A 22,546-nucleotide genomic window follows, 5' to 3' on the forward strand; every position below is an offset into this window, starting at 1 on the left:
CCGGCCCGCGCCGCGCCCCGGCCACGCGGGCCGCCCCCGCCGAGCGGTCACCGGCAGCCGCAGTTGGCCACCGTCGAGGCGAGCCGGTCCAGGGCGCGCTGGGCCCCGTGCGCATCGGTGGTGCCGGTGGTCATGAAGGCGAAGAGCAGCAGCCGGCCGTCGGCGTCGACGACCGTCCCGGCCAGGGTGTTCACCCCGGTCAGGGTGCCGGTCTTGGCCCGGACCACGCCGCGCCCCGCCGCCTCCTGCGCGTATCTGCCGCGCAGGGTGCCGGTGAAGCCCGCCACCGGCAGGCCGGTGAGCACCGCGCGCAGCTCCGGGTGGTCCGGGTCGGCGGCCCGCACCATCACCTGGGAGAGCAGCGCGGCCGGGACCCGGTCGGCGCGGTCCAGCCCGCTGCCGTCCGCCAGCCGGGCCCCGTCCAGCGGCACGCCGAGCTTCCGCAGCCGCTCGGACACCGCCTGGGAGGCCCCGCGGAAGCTGGCGGGCCGCTTCCCGGCGAGCGCGGTCTGCCGGGCCAGCGCCTCGGCGATGTCGTTGTCGCTGGCCGTGAGCATCCGCTCGACCAGCGTGGCCAGCGGCTGGGAGCGGACCGCGGCCAGCGCCTCGGCGTCCTTGCCGGCGGTGGTGCGGCGCGGCCGGCCGTCCACGGTGATGCCGCGGTCCCGCAGCATCGCGGCGAAGGTGCGGGCCGCGTCGCCGGAGGGGTCGGTGGAGCGGGCGGCCGGGCCGTGGTCGCTGTCGTCGAGCCGTCCCTCGTCCACCATCAGCGGGGTGACCGGGGAGATGTTCTCGTTCGGGCCGATCGGGTGCCGGACCGGCCCGGTGTAGAGCGAGGTGTCGTAGCCGACGGAGACCCGGCGGGTGCCGCGTTCCTTCAGGGCGCGGGCCGTGTGGTCGGCCAGCTCCCGCAGGCTCGCCGGGTTGCCGTCGGCGTCCTCCCCGGAGCCGCCCGCGGCGCGCGCGGTGAGCGTCGGGTCGCCGCCGCCGACCAGCACGATCCGGTTCCCGCCGGCGGCCACCACCCGGGTGGTCAGCCGGTGGTCGGGGCCCAGCGCGGAGAGCACCGCGACCCCGGTGGCCAGCTTGATCACCGAGGCCGGGGTGACCGGCACGTCCGCCCGGACCCCGTACAGCTCGCGGCCGCTGCGCGCGTCGACCACGGACGCGCTGCGCACCGGGCCGAGCGCCCGGTCGTCCAGCAGGGGTTCGAGGGCGTCGGCCAGCCCCGCCCGGGTGGGCGGGGGCACCACGCCCCGCCCGGTGCCCGGGTCGCCCGCCCCGGGCCGCGCGCCGAGGGCGGCCAGCACCGGGGCGGCGGCGGGCACCGGTGTCCGGGCGTCGGCGTGACGCTCGCCACCTCCGCTTCCGGCGCCGGCCGCGCGGGCCCGCTCGGCCGTACGCTGACCCGAGTCCCACGGCCCGGCCGCGAGCACCGACGCGGTCGCGACCGCCGTGCCCACCACGGCCGACAGCGCGGTCAGCCGCCATGTCCCCCGCTGCTCGACGGTGGCGCCCCGCCACCGGTTCCGCCACCACCTGACCTGCCACGATCTGGCCTCAGGCACCTTGGACCAGCCCCTTTCGCCACCACACACCTGCGTGGGGGACACTTAACCACCAGACGTATGTGTTGATCATGGAGGAGCCTCCCGTGGAGTTCGACGTCACCATCGAGATTCCGAAGGGTTCGCGGAACAAGTACGAGGTCGATCACGAGACGGGCCGTATCCGCCTTGACCGTCGCCTCTTCACTTCGACCAGCTACCCCGCGGACTACGGATTCGTCGAGAACACCCTTGGTGAGGACGGTGACCCGCTGGACGCGCTGGTCATCCTCGACGAGCCGACCTTCCCCGGCTGCCTGATCAAGTGCCGGGCGATCGGCATGTTCCGGATGACCGACGAGGCGGGCGGCGACGACAAGCTGCTGTGCGTCCCGGCCTCGGACCCGCGGGTGGAGCACCTCCGGGACATCCACCACGTGTCGGAGTTCGACCGCCTGGAGATCCAGCACTTCTTCGAGGTCTACAAGGACCTGGAGCCGGGCAAGTCGGTCGAGGGCGCCAACTGGGTCGGCCGCGCCGAGGCCGAGGCCGAGGTCGAGGCGTCCATCAAGCGTCTGGAGGCCGCGGGCGGCTCGCACCACTGAGCCGACGGCTCTTCCCTGCCTTCGTTGGGGGCGGTACACCGTTCGGTGTACCGCCCCCGACGCGTCCGTGGCCCCGCCGGCCCGGCTCCGGACGCCACCGGCCCGGTACCGGACCGCCGGAGAACCGGAACCGGAACCGGACCGCCGGAGAACCGGTACCGGACCGCCGGAGCGGCGCGCCGGTCAGAACCCGCGGGTCCGCTTGGCGGCCCGGCGAGCGGTCGCGGTGCCCGCGCCCGGCGCCTTGAGGACCAGCCGCGCCACCTCGCCACCGAGATTCACCCCGATGGCGATGGCCAGCGCCAGTGCCACCGCCTGGGTCAGATGGGCGATCCCCCGGTCCAGCTCGTTCTGCGCCAGGGACAGCAGACCGAAGTAGGTGGCACTACCGGGCAGCAGCGGGCCGATGGCCGCCGTGACGTACGGCAGCGCGGAGGCGTAGCGGTACCGGGCCAGCAACTGCCCGAACAGGCCGACGAGCCCGGCGGCGACGGCGGTGGCGGGCACCGCCGGCACATCGGCGGTGTCGTGCAGGGCGCCGTAGATCACCCAGGCGACGCCGCCGTTGAGGGTCGCGAACAGCACGGTGTGACGTTCCTGCTGGAGCAGTACGCAGAACGCGAGCGCCAGCACCATCGCCGAGAGGGTCTGGACGACCGGCCGCTCCACATGGCGCAGCGCCGCTTCCGGATTGAGCTTGGCGCCCAGTTGCAGACCGCCGTACAGCACGGTCAGCACCCCGCAGACGATGCCCACGATCAGATAGCCGACTTCCAGCAGCCGCGCCGAAGCGGTGATGTAGTAGCCGGTCAACCCGTCCTGCACGCCCGCGACCAGGGCTCTCCCCGGGATCAGGGCGAACAGCCCACCCGTGATCACCGCGGACGCCTGCAGCCCGACGTGCGCGAGGCTGAGCGCCACCCCCATCGCCGCGGGCGGCATCGCGGCGGCCACGAACTGGTAGAACTCCGGCAGCCCGCGCCCGGAGGCCAGCCACGCCAGCCGGTCGCCGAGCATCGCCCCGACCGCCGCCGCGAAGAACACCGGCCAGTCACCGCCGACCAGCATGCTCGCCGCGCCGGCCAGCACCCCGGAGGCCAACGTGAGCCCCCAGCCGGGGTACGGGTGCCGGTTCCGGCGGATCTCCGCCAGCCGGCCGTACGCCTCCTCCAGCGTCACCTCCTGGGAGGTGATGTCGTGGACGAGCCGGAACACCGCGGACAGCCGGTTGTAGTCGGTGCCCCGGCGGCGCACCGTCCGGCTGGCCGTCACCGGATCGTCCACCAGGGACGACTGGTACGAGACCGACAGCAGGGTGAAGGTCACCGTCGGTTCGCAGCGGTCCAGGCCGTAGGCGTGGGCCACGCCGAACATCGCCGTCTCCACGTCCTCGGCCCCCTCGCCGCCCGCGAGCAGCAGCTCGCCGATGCGCAGCGTCAGGTCCAGCACGCGCGGCACGGCGGGCCCGGCCTCGTCCGGCTTCTCCGGCCGCTCGGGGGTGAGCCGGTCCCCGGCCGGCATCCGCAGCATGGTGCGCATCCGGTCCTGCCACGGGGGCTCGGCCGGCCGGACCGCCGGGATGCCGTGCGGCGAGGTGAAGGGTGGGGTGGACTGGGCATCGCCGCTGGTGACCACACCGGGCGGCGGGACGAAGGCGGAGCCCTCGGGCTCGTTCAGCGGCTCGGTGGTCAGCCCGCTCGGGACGGCGAACTCCGAGGTCGGGTGCTGGTCCTCCGGCGGAGGCGGCATGGGCACACCCAGCGGCGGGGTGAACGCGCTGTGTGCCTCATCCGATTGCGGCTTGCGGTCTTCCCAGTCGTCCGGATCCCGTGCGCTCCCGTCGCGCTGCCGCTCCGCCACCGTCGCTCCTCGTACTCCTCCGCTCTGCCACAGCCACCATGCATGATCAAAACGTTTCCCCCAAACGGCCCGGCGGCCGAGCGGGGTGGCTCCCCGGAGGGTGGCGGACTCGGAGGCGGCACAGGGCTCGGAACGGCACGGCGCGGCGCGACCGGGAACGGTGCGGCGCGGCGCGGGCCGGGAGGGGTCGTCATACCCGATCCGCTACCCCGTTCGGCGCGCCCCATCGCAGCCCGTCACCGGACGGCCACCGGGGTACGCCAACCGGCCCCCGTCCCCAGGCGTAGCCGGTGGCCACGGCCCGGGGCGGCTCGGGCGCAGAAACGGCCCGGGTGCCCCAACACGGCAGCGCCGGGGCGCAGCGGCCCCCGACACGGCAGCGGCCCGGGCCCGATGCGGCAGCGGTGTGGGCCCGACGCGGCGGCGGTGCGGGGCCCGACGCGGCAGCGGCTCCGGCAGGGGAGTTGTCCCGGGCGCCCGGGACGCGGCAGCGGCCCCGGCAGTGAACGGAAGGGGACGTACCCCAGCCGGACCACCCGGAGGGTGTGGCGGTCCCCCCGGACACGGCAACGGTCCCGGACACGGCAGCGCCGGGACGCAGCGATCCCCGACACGGCAGCGGCCCCTGCAGTGAACGGCCCGGGGACGTACCCCCGGACGCGGCAGCGGTCCCGGACACGGCAACGGCCCGGTCGGACCGTGCCGACCGGGCCGTGCCGGGAAGTCACCGCGTGGTCATCGCTTCGCGTGGCGGCCGCGGGTCGCGGGAGGCTGCGGGGCGGTACCGCCCGGCTGCCCCGGGCCGGCGGCCGCGGCGGCCTTCTTCCCCTTGCTCCGGGCGCGCAGGTACTCGATCACGATCGGGACCACCGAGAGCAGCACGATGCCGACCAGCATCGCCTCGATGTTCTCGCGGACGAGAGCGCTCTTGCCCAGCCAGGCGCCGAGCAGGGTGACACCGGCACCCCACAGCACACCGCCGAGCACGTTGAAGATCAGGAAGGAGCGGTAGTTCATCCGGCTGACACCGGCGATGATCGGCGTGAACGTCCGCACGATCGGCACGAACCGCGCCAGCACCAGGGACTTCGGCCCGTGCTTCTCGAAGAACTCGTGCGCCTTCTCGACGTTCTCCTGCTTGAAGAGCTTGGAGTCGGGGCGCTTGAACAGGGCGGGACCGACCTTGCGGCCGAAGAGGTAGCCGACCTGGTCGCCGATGATCGCGGCCGCGACCAGTCCGAGGCAGACCAGCCACAGGTCCTGCTTGATCACATCGGTGGTGACCAGCATCCCGGTGGTGAACAGCAGCGAGTCACCCGGCAGGAAGAAGCCGATGAGCAGGCCGGACTCGGCGAACACGATCGCCATCACACCGAGCACTCCGAGCGGGGTGTCGATGAGGTTGGTGGGCTCCAGCCAACTGGGGCCGAGCGCGAGAGTGGTCACGGGTGACAAGCTCCTGGGTCGAGGGTGCAGGCTCCGTGCGAGGCCCGGCCGCAGGTGAGTGGAGGACATCAGGTCGCAGACTGCGGAATGCAGTGTGCCGTCCAAAGCTATCAACGCCACACCCGGGGGCTTGGTTCCAGCGGTCACCGCCGCCGGGCACCGCTCACCCACAGCGACCGGCCCGGGGCCACCGCCGGCCGCCCCGGGCCGCCGCGGCCGCCCCCCCACCCACCGCCGGCCGCTTCAGACGTTACGGACCGCGTTCGCCACGATCGCGTCCCGCACATAGACCGCGAGCCCGGGCGAGATCGCCTCGTAGGTGGCGGTGAACCGCGGATCGGTGACATACATCTCGGCGAGCCCGGTGTGCATCTCGTAGCCGCAGTCGTAGTAGTGCCGGGCGATCTGGGCCCGGTGTTCCTCGGCGAGATCCATCGCCGCCTCGGACTCCGGCGGTGCACCGCTTTCCATCAGCGCCACCAGCCGCCGGTTCAGATCGTCGGCCTCGCCCTTGATCCGCAGCCAGTCCTCCTTGGTGTAGCCGGCGGTCCGGCGCCGCGACTCGCGGTAGGCGTCCGAGTCGCCCCAGCGCCGCTCGGCCTCCTCCGCGTGCTCCTCCGGGTCGAAGTCCCCGAAGACCTCGAACTTCTCCTCAGGGGTGAGCTCGATCCCCATCCTCCGCGCCTCCATCGCTTGTTCCACCGCCGCCGCCATCCGCCGGAGCTGCTCGATCCGGCCGGTCAGCAGGGCGTGCTGACGCCGCAGGTGCTCCATCGGACCGGCCCCGCGGGCCCGGTCGTCGAGGATGTCCGCGACCTGGTCGAGCGGGAAGCCCAGCTCCCGGTAGAACAGGATCTGCTGCAGCCGGTCGAGGTCGGCGTCGCTGTAACGCCGGTGCCCCGCGTGGCTGCGCGCGCCGGGCCGCAGCAGCCCGATCGCGTCGTAGTGGTGCAAGGTCCGCACCGTGACGCCGGCGAAGCCCGCGACCTGTCCCACGGAATAGCCCATGGCCGCCCGCTCCCTTCTCGGTACGCCCCTCACGGTCGTCCCTCACGCCGCGTGAGCTGCAAGTCCGCATCGCGGAAAGTACGGGACAGCACCCGGCGCGGCTGGCATCCTGCGCACATGCTGGGGATAACCGATCTTTCCACCTATCTCGCAGGACTCGCCCTGATCATCCTGCTGCCCGGGCCGAACTCCCTGTACGTGGTGTCGGTCGCCGCCCGCTCCGGCCCGCGCGTCGCCTACCGGGCGGCCTTCGGGGTGGTGTGCGGCGACGCCGTGCTGATGGCACTGTCGGCCGGCGGGGTGGCGTCCCTGCTCCAGGGCAGCCCGGTGCTGTTCTCGGTGGTGAAGTTCGCGGGCGCCGGTTACCTCAGCTGGCTCGCGGTGGGCATGCTGCGCGGTGCGTGGCGGCTGTGGCGCGGACGCGCCGCCCGCGCCGCCGAGGCCACCCGGGCCACGGGCACCGCGGTGGCCGCCGGGGCGGCGGCGGAGCCCGCCGAGCGCCCGTACCGCCGGGCGCTGGTGATCAGCCTGCTCAACCCGAAGGCGATCCTCTTCTTCATCTCCTTCTTCGTGCAGTTCGTGGACCCGGAGTACGCGCACCCGGCGCTCTCCTTCGTCGCGCTCGGCGTGTGGGCACAGCTGTTCAGCTTCACCTATCTGACGATCCTGATCTTCACCGGCTCATTCCTGGCCGCCACCTTCCGGCGGCGGAAGCGGCTGACGGCGGGGCTGTCGGCGGCGGCCGGGGCGGCGTTCCTCGGCTTCGCGGCCAAGCTCTCGCTCACCAGCACGGCGTAACGGCGCGCCGGGGGCCTCGCCCCGCCACCCGAACCGGTCCGCGGACCGGCCACACCGGCCGGGCGCGGCCGGTCCGGCCGGGCGACCGGTCCTCCGGCCGACCGGTGCGCGGCCGTCACCGGTACGCCACGGAGCACACGCCGTACGCCCCGCCTCCCCGTAGGGTCACGGCAGAGGGAGGTGCCCGATGCCCACGCCCGTACCCCCGGCCGCGCCCGCACCCGAGCCCGCACTCGCACCTGAGCCCGCGCCCGCACCTGGGCCCGCGCCCGCACTCCGGAGGCCCGCCGCCCGCCGCGGCTCGCGGACCGGCGCCCGGCCGGCGGGCATCCGGCCGTCCGCCGCCGCACGGGTCCGCGGCCGGTCGTCCGACGGCTCGCGGACCGGCGCCGCGCTGACCGGCGCCGCGGCCACGACGCCCCTCCGCCGCGCCACCCGGCACTGACGACGAGGAGCCGGGTCCGTATGTCACTGCACAAGGGCAGCAGCGGCCGGGCGAAGCACCACCGCCTCCCGGTCAATCCGTTCTACGGCCAGGCCGACCCGGTCAGCGGCATGGCGGCGGCCCCGCCCCGGCACCGGTTGCCGGACGAGCCGATGGCGGCCTCCACCGCCCGGCAACTGGTCCACGACGAACTCATGCTGGACGGCAACGCCCGGCTGAACCTCGCCACCTTCGTCACCACCTGGATGGAGACGGAAGCCGACGAGCTGATGCGCGAGTGCCGCGCCAAGAACATGATCGACAAAGACGAGTACCCGCGCACCGCCGAACTGGAACGACGCTGCGTGGCGATGCTCGGCGACCTGTGGCACGCTCCCCGGCCGGACGCCGTCGTCGGCTGTTCCACCACCGGGTCCAGCGAGGCCTGCATGCTCGCCGGAATGGCACTCAAGCGCCGCTGGATGCTGCGCAACCGGGACCGCTATCCCGGCACCGCCCGCCCGAACCTGGTGATGGGCGTGAACGTGCAGGTGTGCTGGGAGAAGTTCTGCACCTACTGGGAGGTCGAGCCGCGGCAGGTGCCGATGGTCGGCGAACGCTTCCACCTCGGCCCGGAGGCCGCGGTCGCACTCTGCGACGAGAACACCATCGGCGTGGTGACGGTCCTCGGCTCCACCTTCGACGGGTCCTACGAACCGGTCGCCGACGTCTGCGCCGCGCTGGACGCCCTCCAGGACCGTACCGGGCTGGACGTCCCGGTCCACGTCGACGGCGCGTCCGGAGCGATGGTCGCCCCGTTCCTCGACCCCGACCTGCGGTGGGACTTCCGGCTGCCCCGGGTCTCCTCGATCAACACCTCGGGGCACAAGTACGGCCTGGTCTACCCGGGGGTCGGCTGGGCGCTGTGGCGGGACGCGGACGCGCTGCCCGCGGAACTCGTCTTCCGGGTCAACTACCTGGGCGGCGACATGCCCACCTTCGCCCTCAACTTCTCCCGCCCCGGCGCCCAGGTCGCCGCCCAGTACTACACCTTCCTCCGGCTGGGCAGGGAGGGGTTCCGCGCGGTGCAGCAGTCCGCCCGCGACGTGGCCTGCTCCCTCGCCGAACGCATCGAGGCGCTGGGCGACTTCCGGCTGCTGACCCGGGGCGACGAACTCCCCGTCCTCGCCTTCACCACGGCCGGGCACATCAGCGCCTACGACGTGTTCGACGTCTCCCGGCGGCTGCGGGAGGCGGGCTGGCTGGTGCCCGCCTACACGTTCCCGCCGGAGCGCGAGGACCTGTCGGTGCTGCGCGTGGTGTGCCGCAACGGGTTCTCCAGCGACCTGGCCGATCTGTTCCTCGACGACCTGGAGCGCCTGGTGCCGGAACTGCGGGCCCAGCCCGGTCCGCTGACCCGCTCCCCGTCCGCCGCCACCGCCTTCCACCACTGACCCCGCCGTGGCGGACCCGGCCGTCACGCGTGGCTGCCGTCCGCCCCCGGCCGGCAGGCCACCCGGCCGTCACGCGGGGCTGTTCCCGCTCGACCGTTACGCCCGGCTGTCGTCCGGGCCCGGCCGTTCACGCCTGGCCGGCCCGGCCACCCGGCGGTCACGCGTGGCTGTGCGCGCCCGGCCGTCAGGCCTGCGAGGAGTGCAGCTGACCGGCCCTCCGGCGGACCGCTTCCAGGGCCCCGGGGCGGCGGCCCGGCACCTGGGTGCGGAGTTCGATGAGCATCGGCGCCAGTGCCGCCGCCCGGCTGGGGTCGCGGATCTCCTGCCACTGGTGGTGGGCCCGGTCCGCGGCCCCCTCCACATCCGGATGGCCGGGCTGCTGCCGGTTGCCGAGCCGGATACGGGCGGCCGCCATCCACAACTCACAGGCACGGGCCGAGTCGCCCGCGAGACGGAACAGGTCGGCCCGCACCTCCAGCCAGTGGATCGCCTCGGGCGAACTCGGCCCGGTGGCGCGCATGGCCTCCTGCTCCCACGCGGCCGCCATCGCGGCGGCCTCGCTGTGCCGTCCGGCGCGTGCGGCTTCGAGTATCGCCGCGTGCGGGTCCGGCAGCCGCCGCGCCGGACCCTCCGGGGGCGCCGCCGGGTGCGGCGGCGCGGGATCGCCGCCCTGGGACCGCGGCGCGCCGCCCGGGTCCGGTGCGGTCGGCGACGCGTACGGGGCGGGCACCGGAGCGGGCGCCGGTGTGGCGTTGCGCTCGGGTGGTGCGGCCGCCCGGGAGCCGGCCGCGGACCCCTGCCCGGCGACCGGCCGCGGCCCCGGCACCGGCGTCGGGACGGACCCGGACCCCGGCCGGCCGGCCGCTGCCGGATACCGCGGCGCGGGGGCCTGCCCGGAGGGGGCGGCCTGCCGGGGCGCCGGCACCGAGCCGTCCCCGTACGGCGCCCCGGACGCGCCGGCGCCCACTGCCTCCGACGTACCGGGGTGCTCCTCCGCGGCCGCATCAGGGCCCCCGCCCGCGGACGTGCCGGACGACGCCACCGCGAACGCTTCGGGGTGTCCTGCCGCCGACGGGCCGGACGGCGCCACCGCGGGCGCATCGGGATGCACCGCCGCGGACGTGCCGGACGGCGCCACCGCGGGCGCTTCGGGGTGCACCTTCGCGGGCGGGCCGGAGTCCCTGTCCACGGGCATACCGGCGTGCGCGTCGGTCCGCCCGGGCGCGCCGGAGCCGGTCGACCGCCCGGCGTCCTCCTCGGGGGGCGCCCCCCGCCCGGCCCCGGTTTGCGGCGGGCCCGCCGGCCGGGTGTCCGCGGCCGCGTCCGTCCGCGCCGGCGGTATGACCGTCCCGCTCACCACCGGCGGCACCGGCGGTACGGGCGTTCCCGGCTGAACCATCGGCTCCGGCCGCACCGTCGGTGAGGCCCACGGTGCCTGGCCCTGTGCCTGGCCCTGGCCCGGGGCTTGGCCCCGGGCAGCGGCCGGGGCGCCCCCGTCGGCCACCGGCCCCGGGGCCGGGCCGGACGCCACCAGGCCCGGGGCGGGAGCCACCGGGTCCGGCCCCGTCCCCGCCGCACCGGCCCATGGGGCGGGGTCGGGGCCCGGGCCGGGCCGGCCGTCTCGGTACCCGGCGGCGGACTCGGCCCCCGCGCCGAGCAGCAGTTCGGGCCCGCCGCCCAGGCCCGCTTCCTGTGCGGCCCGTTCGTGCAGCACCGTGAGCGGCGGCCGTTCCGTGACGCCCCTCAGCAGGGCCGCGAAGGCACGCGTGTACACCGGTGACGCGAGGTGTCTGCGCTTGGCGGGCACCGGCGCCACCACCCCGTACAGCGCGAGTCCGGCGGCCAGGTGACGCTCGGCCGCCGGGCCGTGTTCGACCATCTGCGGCCAGACCGTCGCGTCGGCCACCAGGTCGGCCACCAGTGTGGTGGTGCCGGGCGGCCGGTGCCCCAGTTCGGCGGCGAGCCAGTGCCACGGCAGCGCGCTGTACCGCGCGGTGCGGGCGGTGGTGCGGGCCAACGCCAGGTGCGGCAGCCGTTGTTTGGCGTCCAGAGTGAGCTGTCCGGCGAGGTAGACGAGGACCGGTCCGGGGTGCGCGGCGGCGGTGCGCAGATGGGTCAGTACCGTCTGCGGATCGGACGGGTCCACCAGTTGCACGACACTCGCTCCGCCAGGTGTGCCCAGCAGTACGGCCGGTGCCACGGCCGCGAGTTGCGGCAGGGCTGCCGCGGCGTCCATGAGCCGCTGCTTGCCCTGCTTACCGCCCGGACCGGCGGCGATGAGCAGGGCGTAGCCGGGCTCGCCTGCCGTTCCCGCTCCATTGATCGCCATATGAGCACCGTAGCCGGTGCCGGGCGGTGATGTGCCGCCCGTGCGGCACAACCCGTCGGCCCGGCCCGGCGGCCCCGCCCCGCCCCTGCCGCCGTACCGTCACCGCTCCGTCCGGCCCCGCCCGGCACCCCGCCCGGCACGGTGCGGCGCGGGGTCGGCGCGGCGAGGCCGGGCGCCCGGACCTAGTCCGCGAGCCGCCGGAACCGCCGTACCGCCAGCGGGAAGAAGACCGCGATCAGGGCGAGCGGCCAGCCGACGGCGAGCAGTTCGGCGTGCCGGGCCGCCCAGGAGCCGCCGCCCCAGCCCGGGTTGGCGAACAGTTCGCGGGTGGCGGCGGCGGTCGCCGACATCGGGTTCCATTCGGCGACCACCCCCAGCCACCTGGGCATGTCCCCCGGTGAGGCGAAGACGTTGGAGAGGAAGCCGATCGGCCAGATCAGGATCTGCACCGCCTGCACGAGTTCCGGTTTACGGGCCACCAGGCCCAGATAGATGCCGAGCCAGAGCATGGCCAGGCGCAGCAACAGCAGCAGGCCCACGGCGTACAGCGCGTCGGCCGGTCCGCCGTGCCAGCGCCAGCCCATCGCCAGACCGACACCGATCATCACCAGCAGGCTGAGAGCCGACTGCAGCATGTCCAGGGCGCTGCGGCCCACCAGCACGGCCGACGGCGCCATCGGCATCGCCCGGAAACGGTCGAGGACGCCCTTGTTGATGTCCTGGGTCAGGGCGACCATCGTCGAATCCAGGCCGAACGCCATGGTGAGCGCGAACATCCCCGGGACCAGGAAGTCCTGGTAGTCACCGCCTCCGGCCACGGTCATGCCGCCGCCGAGGAAGTACGCGAACATCAGCATCAGCATCACCGGGAACACCAGGCCGACGACGACCTGCACCGGCTGCCGGGCCCAGTGGGCCAGTCCGCGCCGGGTCATGGTCCAGGAGTCCACCAGGGCCCAGCGCAGCCGGGTGCCGAAGGTGACCGTCGCCTGCTCCGGCTCGGCCACCGCCATCATGGAAGTCATACGGTCCCCTTCTGCTGTCCGGTGTTCCGCCCATGGCCGCCCGCCGGAGCCCGGCCCGCCCCCTGATGCCCCTGATGCCCCTCCGGTCCGCGAGCCCGCGCGGACCGCCGGCCGCCCGGCCCCTGGCCCTGGCCGCCTCCGGGGTTCGGCCCGGTGACCGGGCCCCGGCCCGTTCCGGAGCCGCCGCCCGTTCCGTCGGACCGCTCCTCGCCCTCGGCGGTGAGGTGCAGGAACACCTCGTCCAGGGTCGGGCGGCGCAGGGCGATGTCCTCCGCGGCGATCCCGGCGGCTTCCAGCGCCCGAACCGTTTCGGTGAGCGCCGTGATCCGGTCCGCGACCGGCGCGCTGATCAGCCGCCGGTCGGGGTCGGTCTCGACGGTGTGGGCCCGCGCGGCCATCCCGACCACCGACGCGGCCGCCGACAGCCGGCCGGCATCCCGCAGCACCACGTCGATCCGGTCGCCGCCGAGTGCGGACTTCAGCTCGTCGGCGGTGCCGTCGGCGATGACCCGCCCCTGGTCCACGACGGAGATCCGGTCGGCGAGCTGGTCCGCCTCCTCCAGGTACTGGGTGGTGAGGAGCACCGTCGTACCGCCGTCGGTGAGGGAACGCACCGCGTTCCAGACCTCGGTACGGCCGCGCGGGTCCAGCCCCGTGGTCGGCTCGTCCAGGAAGAGCACTGCCGGCCGGGTGATCAGCCCGGCGGCGAGATCGAGCCGCCGCCGCATGCCTCCGCTGTACTGCTTGGCGGGCTTGCCACCGGTGTCCTGGAGCCCGAACCGTTCCAGGAGTTCGCCCGCGCGGTCCGCGGCGCGACGTCCGCCCAGATGGTGCAGCCGCCCGAACATCTCCAGGTTCTGCCGCCCGCTCAACTCCTCGTCGACGGCCGCGTACTGGCCGAGCAGCCCGATCCTCCGACGGACCTGGTCCGGGTGGCGTGCGACGTCCCAGCCGGCGACCTCCACCCGGCCGGTGTCGTAACGGAGCAGGGTGGCCAGGACGCGCACGCAGGTGGTCTTGCCGGCGCCGTTGGGCCCGAGCAGGCCGTGCACGGCGCCCCGCGGCACGGCCAGATCGAGCCCGGCGAGTGCTTGTTTGTCCCGGTACTTCTTCCGCAGACCCTCGACGAGGATCGCCGGATCACGGTCGGTCAATGCCTTCCCCTCCCGAAGAAAGACGGCTCCGGGCTGGCTAGTCAAACTTGACTACCCGGAGGCCCTGGAAGGTATCCCCTCACGGGAAGTTAGTCAAACTTGATTACTTGCTTCTCCGAGACTCACACCCGCCAGGGCACTCCCCGTCTTCCCCAGACCCCGAACCGGCCCACCCTGCCCCCTGCCCCCTACCCACGGCCCCCTGCCCCCTGCTCACGGCCCCCCGGCCAGGCCGCCTGTCACCCGCCCAGGCTGACCGCCGCCCGCCCCTGCCCGTCCTCCACCCCTGCTCACAGTCGCCGGCCAAGGCCACCCGCCCCCGCCCGGCCTGACCGTCCCCCGACATCCCCGCGCACCCAGCCCCGGACCCCGCACCTCTGCACCCACACCCCGGGTGCCCCGCACCCCGCACCCCGCACCCCGCACCCCGCGTCCCGCGTCCCGCGTCCCGCACATGCTCACGGTGACCCGCCCGGACCGGCCGTCACCTGCCTGAATATCCGCCGTGGCTCCACGCCACTCCCTCACTTGTGGTCGGCGAACGGGTTCTCCACCCCGTCCGGCAGCACATCCACCGAACGCTCACCCTCCCCCGCCATGACGTACGCCCCGGCCTCCAGCCGTTCGATCAATCCCCGCGTCCACTCCACGCCGCCCTCGGCCGAGTGCACCCATAGCTTCATGATCTCGCCGATGTGTCCCCATTCGTCCGGGGTCCCCTCGGTCGGCGTCCAGTGCTGGGCGACCTCCGCGCGCCACCGGTCCAGCGCCGTCGCCCGTACCTTGAGGAGCGCGATCGCCTCCGCCCGGGGCAGGTCGACGATGAACCCGACCCCCGCCGTGAGCTCGTCGATCTTCTGGTCGTGGCGAACCAGTGACTCCCGGAGCAGCCGGAAGAACTCGACCTCGCCCGCATCGGTCAGCTCGTACTCGGTACGCGGCGGCCCCCCGGCGGTGCTCGGCGCGACATCGTGGGCGATCATCAGGCCCTGCTTCGCCATCTGCTTGAGCGCGTGGTAGATCGAGCCGGGCTTGGCGTTGGACCATTCATGGGCGCCCCAGAACTCCAGGTCGTTGCGAACCTGGTAGCCGTGCGCCCGCCCGTGCTGGCGGACCGCGCCCAGCACCAGCAGCCGGATCGCTGACATCGTCGCCTCTTTCCGCATCCCGCCCGATCTGCACTGCGCAACTCCAGGCTAGGTGACCACCGGCACCGGAGCAGCGGAGGTCGGCCGGGCACGGCACCGGCCGCCTCTACGTCCGCCTGCATCTGCCGCCCCCACGCCCGTCGGTACCGTCCCTGCACCCGTCGGCCTCTGCCGGCCTCTACGCCCGGAGGAAGGCCAGCACCGCCAGCACCCGACGGTGGGTGTCCTCGCCCGGCGGCAGGTCCAGCTTCCCGAGGATGTTGCCGATGTGCTTGCCCACCGCTGCCTCCGAGACGACGAGCTCCCGCGCGATCGCCACGTTGGACTTGCCCTCGGCCACCAGGGCGAGCACCTCCCGCTCGCGTGAGGTGAGCCGCTCCAGCGGGTCGCGCCGCCTTCGCAGGAGGAGCCGCACCACCTCGGGATCCACCACCGTCCCGCCGGCCGCGACCCGGTGCAACGCATCAGTGAAGTCCGCCACCTGGCCGACGCGGTCCTTGAGCAGATAACCCACGGCCGTACCGTCTCCGGAGTCCAGAAGCTCGGATGCGTAGGTGCGTTGGACGTACTGGCTCAGCACCAGCACTGGCAGCGTTGGCCGCTTACGGCGCATCTCCACCGCCGCTCGCAGCCCCTCGTCACTCTGGCCCGGTGGCATCCGAACATCGGTGATCACCAGGTCCGGGTCGTGCTGGGCCACCGCCGCCGTCAGTGCCCTGGCATCTCCCACCGCCGACACCACGTGGTGGCCGAACCGTTCCAGTAGCCCGACCAACCCTTCCCGGAGCAGCACACTGTCCTCCGCAAGGACTAGCCGGAGGCTGCGATCGGGCCGCACGGTATCTCCACCTTCAGCACAGTGGGCCCGCCGGGCGGGCTGGACAGCGTAAGTCTGCCACCGAGGGCCGCCACCCGGTCAGACAGGCCGGTCAGCCCGCTACCGCCGGCCCTCTCACCTGACGACCCGGTCCTACCGGAGGAGCCCGTCTCACCCGAGACACCGGGCTCGTCCGAGGATCCCGTCTCACCCGAGAAGCGGGCCCTACGTGGGGAGCCCGTCCCGCTGGAAAGGCCGGTCGTACCCGAGGAACCCGCGCCCGCGGACAAGCCGTCGGTCAGGACCGCGCCACCCACGCCGTCATCCGTCACCGACAGGAACAGCGTGTCCTGACTGACGGACGCGTCGATCCTGGCCAGCTCGGCACCACTGTGCTTGGCGATGTTCGCCAAGGCTTCGCACGTCACGAAGTAGGCGGCCTTCTCCACCGGCTCGGGCAACCGGCCGAGTCCGTCGGCGGACACCAGAACCCTCGTCGGCGAGCGGTCGGCAGCGTCCTCGAACGCCGCTATCAGCCCGCGGTCGGTCAGTACCTGCGGATGAATCCCGTGGATCAGTTCCCTCAGCTCGGCCAGTGCTCTCTCCGCTTCGTGGTGCGCCTTGGCGAGTTGGTCGGCAAGCGGCCCGGGAGGAGCGTCGAGCCGTGCAAGGCCCAGCGCCATGCTCAAGGCGACCAGACGCTGCTGGGCCCCGTCGTGCAAGTCCCGCTCTATGCGCCGGCGCTCCGCTTCGAACGCGTCCACCAGCCGCGCCCGCGACCGGGCCATCTCGCCCCATTCCTCCGGCGTACCCGCCACCGGGGGGCCTATGAGCGTCCGGACGAGCCCGCCGCGCACTCCGGCCACCGCGCCCATCCCGTACAGGCCCATGAATACGGCGACCAGTCCGAGTACGGCGACCAGGCCGGCGTCGGGATAGGAGGTGACCGGCCAGTGCTTGAGAACCTGGGTCTGGCCTCCTCCGTCGAGAGCGAGCATGACCGGAGTGGCCAGCAGAGCGGCGGGAACGCCCAGTCCCAGGAGGACCACCGCCAGGTCCACAACCCACAGGCCCAGGGCCAGCAGGAGGGCATACCCCAGCTCGGCCCAGGTGGCACGCTCTCGGAACCGGAAGCGAAGCCACGCCGCCAGACCGGGCTCGTCCGGCAGCCGGTGCGCGCTCTCCACCGGGTCGGCATCCACCAGGCCGACCCGCCAACGCTCGATCCGGCCGAGTGGAAGGCCGAGGAGCGGAATCATCGCGATGATCGGCAGCCCGACCAGCACGAGCGCCAGTATGCCGCCGACCACCGCCAGTACCGCGATGCCGACGAGTGAAGCGGCTCCGAGGAGTGCACCGCTGAGAAGATAGACAGCCGAGCGCCAGGGCCAGGAGGTGCGGAGGTAATCAGGCCGGAGCAGCGCCCGCTGGACGTTTGCCGAGGACATGGGACGACGGTACGGGCTGCTCCATGGCTGCCGCAGTGGGCGCAGTAGGCGTCTTGGGGGTATGGCTGGCCATACCTCGGGACTCTGCCCAGTGGGCGTGTGCCTGGTCCTCCGCGGGGGTTCTCTGGAAGACATGACGCGATCAATCGTTGACCCCGCGGCCGTTCGGCTCTCCCGGGTGACCCGCGCCTTCGGCTCCGGCCCGGCTGCGGTGAAGGCACTGGACGATGTCAGCCATGTCTTCCCGGCCGGCAGCTTCACCGCCGTGATGGGACCGTCCGGTTCCGGCAAGTCCACCCTGCTGCAGTGCGCCGCCGGTCTCGACCGCCCAACCTCCGGCACGGTCTCGGTGGGAGGCACGCCGCTGACCGGGCTCAAGGAGGCCGCTCTGACGCGGCTGCGCCGCGACCGCATAGGTTTCGTGTTCCAGGCGTACCACCTGCTGCCCTCGCTGACCGCCGCGCAGAACGTGGCCCTGCCGCTGCGGCTGGCGCGGCGAAGGCCGTCCGGAGCCGACGTCATGGCCGCTCTGGAGCGCGTAGGGCTCGCCGAGCGGGCCGGCCACCGGCCGTCGCAGCTCTCCGGCGGGCAGCAGCAGCGGGTCGCGCTGGCCCGGGCGCTGGTCACCCGGCCCGATGTGCTGTTCGGCGATGAACCCACCGGGGCTCTGGACTCCTCCGCGAGCCGCCGGGTGCTGACCCTGCTGCGGGAGTGGGTGGACCGTGAGGGGCAGACCGTCGTGATGGTCACCCACGACATCACCGCGGCCTCCTACGCGGACCACGTCCTGTTCCTCGTCGACGGTCGTATCACCGGCGAGCTGTCGCGTCCGACGGCGGAGCGCGTGGCGGACCGCATGGCCCGGCTGGAGGCGGTTCCGTGCTGACCGTGGTGTTCGGTGGGCTGCGAAGCCGTTGGACGACCCTCGTCGGGCCCTTCGTGGCACTGGCCCTGGGCGTCGGCGTCATCGCGACCATGGGCCTGACGCTGGCCGGCACCCTCGGTTCCCGGGAACCCGGGCCGCAGCGGCTGGCGGCGGCTCCGGTGGTCGTCCGCAGCCAGGGCACTCTGCCGGTTCCGGTGATTCGCGGCCCGGAGGTCCGGCACCTATCCCTGCCTCTCGCCCATCCGCCGCCACTGCGGGCTGGGTTGGAACGGCGTCTGGCCCGTCTGGGCCGCACGGTGGAGGACCGTACCTTCCCGGTATCGGCCTCCGGAGTGCCCGGCGACACCGTGGGGCACCCCTGGTCAGCCGCGGCCTTCACCCCCTACCGCCTGGTCACCGGACGGGCACCGTCGACCGCCCGGGAAGTCGTTGTCACGTCGGGCACCGCGAAGGTGGGGCAGACCATTCTGCTGCGGGACCCTTCGGGTACCGCGGAGCGGATCGTCGTCGGTGTGACCGGCTCGTCCTCGTTCGAGTCCGCGGTGTTCTTCACCGACGCCGAGGCCGCTCGTGTCTCGCCACGGCTCGACCAGCTGGTGGTGTACGCCCCGGCCGCCGAGGTACGGCGCGCGGTGGTCGCGGAGCGTGGCGTCGCCGTGCTCACCGGCCAGGACCGGCGTCGTGCCGATCCCGGCCCGGCCCAGGACGCGGAGCGCCTCACCACGGTGAATGCCCTCCTGGGCACGGCCGCCGGGGTGACCGGGTTCGTCTGCGTCTCCGTGATGGCCTCGACCTTCGCCTTCGCGGTGGCGCAACGACGCCAGGAGTTCGGTCTGCTCCGGCTGATCGGAGCCGGTCCGGGCCGGCTGCGGCTGCTGGTCTTCGCCGAGGCCGCTGTGGTGGGCGCGGCGGCCTCGGCCGCGGGGTGCCTGCTCGGGTGGTGGGGCGCGCCCTGGCTGGCGCGGCGTCTGGTGGCGGGCGACGTGGCACCGGCATGGTTCACCGTTCCGCACCATCAGTGGCCACTCCATCTGGCCTTCTGGACCGGGATGGTGGCGGCGTTCACCGGAGTGTGGGCCGCGGCCCGGCGAGCGGGAAAGGTGAGCCCGGTGGACGCGCTGCGCGCGGCTGATGTGGACACCGGGACGCTGCCGGTCGGCCGGTGGCTCCTGGGCGGTCTGCTCCTGCTCGCCGGTGTCTCGGTGCCGGCCATGGCATTGATGGGCGATCCGGGCGAGCTGCTCAGGCGCAAGACGTACACCACCCAGCCGCTGCTGCTGATCGGTGCGGTCGGTCTGCTGGCGCCGCTCGTGGTCCGGCCGATGGCCCGCGCGTTCGCCGTGCTGCCCGCCCGGCTTCCGGGGGCGGCCGGACTGCTGGCCGCGGAGAGTGCGGCCGGTGGGGTCCGCAGAACCTCCGCGGTGGCAGCCCCCGTGCTGATCACCGTCGCGCTGACCGGCTCGCTTCTGGGCGCGGCGGGCACGGTGAGCGCGGCGAAGGCGGCCGAGCTTCGTGCGCAGACCCGTGCCGACTTCGTGGTCACGGCCGGCGCGCACGGGCTGAGCCCTGATGCGGTCGGTCGCGTCCTGGCGGTCCCCGGGGTGGTGGCCTCGCCGACCTCGAGCACGGCGGTCGCCGTCCGGGAGGAGAAGACGGCGCTGGTCCGGTCGGACGCGCGCGCCGTCGACCCGGCGCGGTTCGCGGCGGTCGGACGGCCACCAGTGATCGCCGGGGCTCTCACGGACCTCGATGACGGCTCCATCGTCGTCACGGAGGAATGGGAGCGGCACCGGGTCGGCGAGCTGGTCACCGTATGGCTCGGTGACGGCAGCCGGCGCGCGTTGCGGATCGCGGCGGTGCTGAGGACCGGCACCGGTGACAACGGCGCCTATGTCACCGCCCGGAACGCCCGGGGCGCGGCGGTCGACAGGATCGACGTGCGGCTGCGGCCCGGGGCCGACGCCTCGGAGACCGCTGCCGCGCTGCGATCGGCCGTCAGGGCGGACGGGGGCGAGGTGCTGGATACGGATGACTGGGTGGCGGCCGTCCACCCGCGGACCAGCCCGCAGACCCGTCTCGGACTGTGGGTGGTGCTCGGAATCGCCGTCATCTATGCCTGCATAGGGCTCGCCAACAGCCAGCTGATGGCCGTGTCGGATCGAATACCCGAGTTGCGGGCGCTGGGTCTGGCCGGTGCTACCAGGGGCCAGGTACTCCTGACGACGGCCGCGGAGGCACTGCTCGCAGTCTCGGTGGGAGCGGTGCTGGGGGCGGCTGTGGCCGCTGTGGAGCTCCTGGCGCTGTGGGTGGCGCTCGGCCGGTTGCCGGTGGACGCCTCACCGGTGGTGCCCTGGGCAGCGATGGGCGCGGCGGTGGCGGTGTGCGCGCTGGTGGCCGTGGTGGCCGCGGTGCTGTCCACCTGGTGCGCACTGCGGCCCGGCCGCGCGGTGTTCGCGTCCGGTCAGGAGGCGACGGCCGCCACCTCGTCGATCAGCTCGAAGGCGGTCTTGCCGTCCAGCGACTCGCGGATCACATCGGCGTGACCGGCGTGCCGGGCCATCTCCTGGATCAGGGTCAGCAGCAGGAAGCGCATCGACCGCGGCTCCTCGGGGAACCAGGGGGCCGGGGGAAGCGGGAAGGTGCCGTTCAGGTCGGGCAGCGCGCGGATGAACCGCTCCGTCTCCGCCGCGACCTCGTCCCAGAAGGCGAGTACGTCGGCGACGGTCTGGCCGTCCTCCAGCTCGAAGCTGAGGTGCCAGTTGGTGTGGTCCCGCTGGATGGCGTGCGGTACGCCCTTGGCGTCCTCCACCCAGCTCTGCTCGACCTCGGCGACGTGCTTGAGGACACCCGCGAGGGAGAGTTCACTCGCGGACGGCTTCCGGGTCGCGTCCTCGTCGCTCACGCCGTGCAGGGTGCGCCGGATCGCTCCGCGCTGCGCGTCCAGGAAGCCCAGCAGGGCTCCGGCCTCGTCGCCGTGGGCTTCCTGGTTCACCAGAGTGGGCATGGGGTCCGCCTTCCGTCGGTTCCTCGATCTCTCGACGTCTCCGACGGTACGGGCCCTTGCGGACACCTTCTGTCCTCAAGACGAGGGCTCGGGCGCCGGCTTTCAGAACGGGAACTGGCTGCGCCCGTGCTGGACGGAGATCCACTTCGTGGTGGTGAAGTTCTCCACCATGGAGTCGCCGTTCAACCGACCGACTCCCGAGAACTTCTCCCCTCCGAACGGGACGATCGGCTCGTCGTGCACGGTGCTGTCGTTCACATGGAACATGCCGGTGTCGATACGCCGCGCGAAGCGGACCCCGCGCTCGATGTCCCCGGTGTGCACCGCGCCGCTGAGCCCGTATGGAGTGGCGTTGACCAGGGAGACCGCCTCCTCGTCGCCGTCGAAGGGCACGAGCACCGCGACCGGCCCGAAGACCTCCTGGCGGAGCACCGGCGAGTCCTGGGCCACGTCGGTGAGCACCACGGGCCAGACCAGAGTGCCCTGGGTGCGGCCGCGGACCAGCGCGGTGGCCCCGTCGGCGATCGTCTGCTCGACCACCTGGGTCACGCTCTCCGCCTGGCCCTCGTTGATCAGGGGGCCGATGTGGGTGGCGGGATCGCCGGGGTCGCCGATCGTCAGCGACTCGACCTTCGCGACGAACTTCTCGGTGAACTCGCGCTCCACGCCGCGGTCCACCAGGATCCGGTTGGCCGCCATGCACACCTGGCCCTGGTGGACGAAGCGGCTGAACACGGCGGCGTCCACGGCGTAGTCCAGGTCCGCGTCGTCCAGCACGACCAGCGCGCTGTTGCCGCCGAGCTCCAGGACGGTCCGCTTGAAGTGCGAGGCGGCGACGGTGGCGACGTGCCGGCCGACCTTGTCCGAGCCGGTGAAGGAGATGACCTTGGGCACCGGGTGTTCGATGAGCGCGTCGCCGATCTCCGCGATGTCGGTGATGACGACATTGAGCAGTCCGGCCGGCAGTCCGGCCTCTTCCAGCACCTTGGCGACCAGGCCGCCGCCGCAGACGGGAGTGTTCTGGTGCGGTTTGAGCACCACGGCGTTGCCGAGCGCCAGCGCCGGTGCCACGGACTTCAGCGACAGCAGGAAGGGGAAGTTGAACGGGCTGATGACGCCGACGACGCCGACCGGCACCCGGTAGAGACGGTTCTCCTTTCCGTCGACCGGCGACGGAATGATGCGCCCCTCGGGGCGCAGGGCCAGCGAAATGGCCTCCCGCAGGAATTCCTTGGCGAGGTGGAGCTCGAAGGCGGCCTTGAGCAGCGTGCCGCCGACCTCGGCCACGATCGCCTCGGTGAGTTCCGCTTCGCGGTCCTCGACAATGCGCAGCGCCCGCTCGAATACCAGTCGGCGGGTGTAGGGATTCGTGGCACCCCATTCCGGTTGTGCGCGTTCCGCGGCCCGGTATGCCTGGTCGACCTCGTCGACCGTCGCCACGGTGATGGCGGCGAGCTTCTCCCCGTTGTACGGGTTGAAGTCGACTATGTCCCAGGAGCCGCTCCCGGGCCGCCACTCGCCGTCGATGTACTGAAACGCCAACTCGGAGAAGTAGGACATGCCATCCCTAATCTGGAGACGGGGTGCTCACGA

The 22,546-nt window shown here is 73.3% G+C and carries 17 protein-coding genes; 5 read left to right on the forward strand and 12 right to left on the reverse strand.

Features of this window, described 5'->3' with window-relative positions:
* Positions 1 to 47: 47 nt before the first annotated feature.
* On the reverse strand, positions 48 to 1,568 hold the full coding sequence (gene dacB, locus ACH4B3_RS19860) for a D-alanyl-D-alanine carboxypeptidase/D-alanyl-D-alanine-endopeptidase (protein ID WP_398464316.1): 1,521 nt from the start codon (positions 1,566 to 1,568) through the stop codon (positions 48 to 50).
* Between the two features lie 86 nt (positions 1,569 to 1,654).
* Here dacB and ACH4B3_RS19865 point away from each other — a divergent pair, with 86 nt between their 5' ends.
* Positions 1,655 to 2,152 carry an inorganic diphosphatase gene (locus ACH4B3_RS19865; RefSeq protein ID WP_398464640.1) on the forward strand — a complete coding sequence of 166 codons (498 nt, stop codon included), beginning with the start codon at positions 1,655 to 1,657 and terminating at the stop codon, positions 2,150 to 2,152.
* Between the two features lie 183 nt (positions 2,153 to 2,335).
* Here ACH4B3_RS19865 and ACH4B3_RS19870 read toward each other — a convergent pair whose 3' ends face one another.
* The 3 genes from ACH4B3_RS19870 to ACH4B3_RS19880 all read right to left on the reverse strand — a co-directional run bounded on the left by ACH4B3_RS19870 (position 2,336) and on the right by ACH4B3_RS19880 (position 6,466).
* A complete protein-coding gene (locus ACH4B3_RS19870) occupies positions 2,336 to 4,012 on the reverse strand; it encodes a threonine/serine exporter ThrE family protein (protein ID WP_398464318.1) in 1,677 nt (558 codons plus the stop codon).
* 735 nt (positions 4,013 to 4,747) lie between these two features.
* On the reverse strand, positions 4,748 to 5,458 hold the full coding sequence (locus ACH4B3_RS19875; RefSeq protein ID WP_398464320.1) for a DedA family protein: 711 nt from the start codon (positions 5,456 to 5,458) through the stop codon (positions 4,748 to 4,750).
* Positions 5,459 to 5,701: 243 nt separating this feature from the next.
* On the reverse strand, positions 5,702 to 6,466 hold the full coding sequence (locus ACH4B3_RS19880; RefSeq protein ID WP_398464322.1) for a MerR family transcriptional regulator: 765 nt from the start codon (positions 6,464 to 6,466) through the stop codon (positions 5,702 to 5,704).
* Between the two features lie 117 nt (positions 6,467 to 6,583).
* Here ACH4B3_RS19880 and leuE point away from each other — a divergent pair, with 117 nt between their 5' ends.
* On the forward strand, positions 6,584 to 7,264 hold the full coding sequence (leuE, locus tag ACH4B3_RS19885; protein WP_398464324.1) for a leucine efflux protein LeuE: 681 nt from the start codon (positions 6,584 to 6,586) through the stop codon (positions 7,262 to 7,264).
* A gap of 465 nt (positions 7,265 to 7,729) precedes the next feature.
* Positions 7,730 to 9,142, forward strand: coding sequence for a glutamate decarboxylase (locus ACH4B3_RS19890; RefSeq protein WP_398464326.1), 1,413 nt, complete (start codon positions 7,730 to 7,732; stop codon positions 9,140 to 9,142).
* A 184-nt stretch (positions 9,143 to 9,326) separates the two neighbouring features.
* Here the strand turns inward: ACH4B3_RS19890 and ACH4B3_RS19895 are convergent, their stop codons facing one another.
* From ACH4B3_RS19895 to ACH4B3_RS19920, 6 genes are all read right to left on the reverse strand, one after another.
* A complete protein-coding gene (locus ACH4B3_RS19895) occupies positions 9,327 to 11,471 on the reverse strand; it encodes a hypothetical protein (RefSeq protein WP_398464328.1) in 2,145 nt (714 codons plus the stop codon).
* Between the two features lie 182 nt (positions 11,472 to 11,653).
* Complete coding sequence (locus ACH4B3_RS19900; protein WP_398464642.1) at positions 11,654 to 12,487, reverse strand: ABC transporter permease; 834 nt, start codon at positions 12,485 to 12,487, stop codon at positions 11,654 to 11,656.
* 5 nt (positions 12,488 to 12,492) lie between these two features.
* A complete protein-coding gene (locus tag ACH4B3_RS19905; protein WP_398464330.1) occupies positions 12,493 to 13,650 on the reverse strand; it encodes an ATP-binding cassette domain-containing protein in 1,158 nt (385 codons plus the stop codon).
* Positions 13,651 to 14,174: 524 nt separating this feature from the next.
* Positions 14,175 to 14,798, reverse strand: coding sequence for a PadR family transcriptional regulator (locus tag ACH4B3_RS19910; RefSeq protein ID WP_398464332.1), 624 nt, complete (start codon positions 14,796 to 14,798; stop codon positions 14,175 to 14,177).
* Between the two features lie 178 nt (positions 14,799 to 14,976).
* Complete coding sequence (locus ACH4B3_RS19915) at positions 14,977 to 15,636, reverse strand: response regulator (RefSeq protein ID WP_398464334.1); 660 nt, start codon at positions 15,634 to 15,636, stop codon at positions 14,977 to 14,979.
* On the reverse strand, positions 15,609 to 17,063 hold the full coding sequence (locus tag ACH4B3_RS19920) for a sensor histidine kinase (protein WP_398464336.1): 1,455 nt from the start codon (positions 17,061 to 17,063) through the stop codon (positions 15,609 to 15,611). Before ACH4B3_RS19920 ends, ACH4B3_RS19915 begins: the two co-directional genes overlap by 28 nt.
* Positions 17,064 to 17,196: 133 nt before the next feature.
* Here ACH4B3_RS19920 and ACH4B3_RS19925 point away from each other — a divergent pair, with 133 nt between their 5' ends.
* Positions 17,197 to 17,949, forward strand: coding sequence for an ABC transporter ATP-binding protein (locus ACH4B3_RS19925; protein ID WP_398464338.1), 753 nt, complete (start codon positions 17,197 to 17,199; stop codon positions 17,947 to 17,949).
* Positions 17,943 to 20,492 carry an ABC transporter permease gene (locus ACH4B3_RS19930; protein ID WP_398464340.1) on the forward strand — a complete coding sequence of 850 codons (2,550 nt, stop codon included), beginning with the start codon at positions 17,943 to 17,945 and terminating at the stop codon, positions 20,490 to 20,492. The genes ACH4B3_RS19925 and ACH4B3_RS19930 overlap by 7 nt, the downstream gene beginning before the upstream one ends.
* Here ACH4B3_RS19930 and ACH4B3_RS19935 read toward each other — a convergent pair.
* Together ACH4B3_RS19935 and ACH4B3_RS19940 are read right to left on the reverse strand one after the other, a co-directional pair.
* Positions 20,411 to 20,953 (reverse strand): DinB family protein, encoded by a 543-nt coding sequence (locus ACH4B3_RS19935; RefSeq protein WP_398464341.1) that lies wholly within the window; start codon positions 20,951 to 20,953, stop codon positions 20,411 to 20,413. The two genes, ACH4B3_RS19930 and ACH4B3_RS19935, sit on opposite strands and share 82 nt — an antisense overlap.
* A 102-nt stretch (positions 20,954 to 21,055) precedes the next feature.
* Positions 21,056 to 22,513 carry an aldehyde dehydrogenase family protein gene (locus ACH4B3_RS19940; RefSeq protein WP_398464343.1) on the reverse strand — a complete coding sequence of 486 codons (1,458 nt, stop codon included), beginning with the start codon at positions 22,511 to 22,513 and terminating at the stop codon, positions 21,056 to 21,058.
* Positions 22,514 to 22,546 lie beyond the last annotated feature (33 nt).

Source organism: Streptomyces sp. NPDC018031, from assembly GCF_044327625.1.
Classification (GTDB): Bacteria; Actinomycetota; Actinomycetes; order Streptomycetales; family Streptomycetaceae; genus Streptomyces.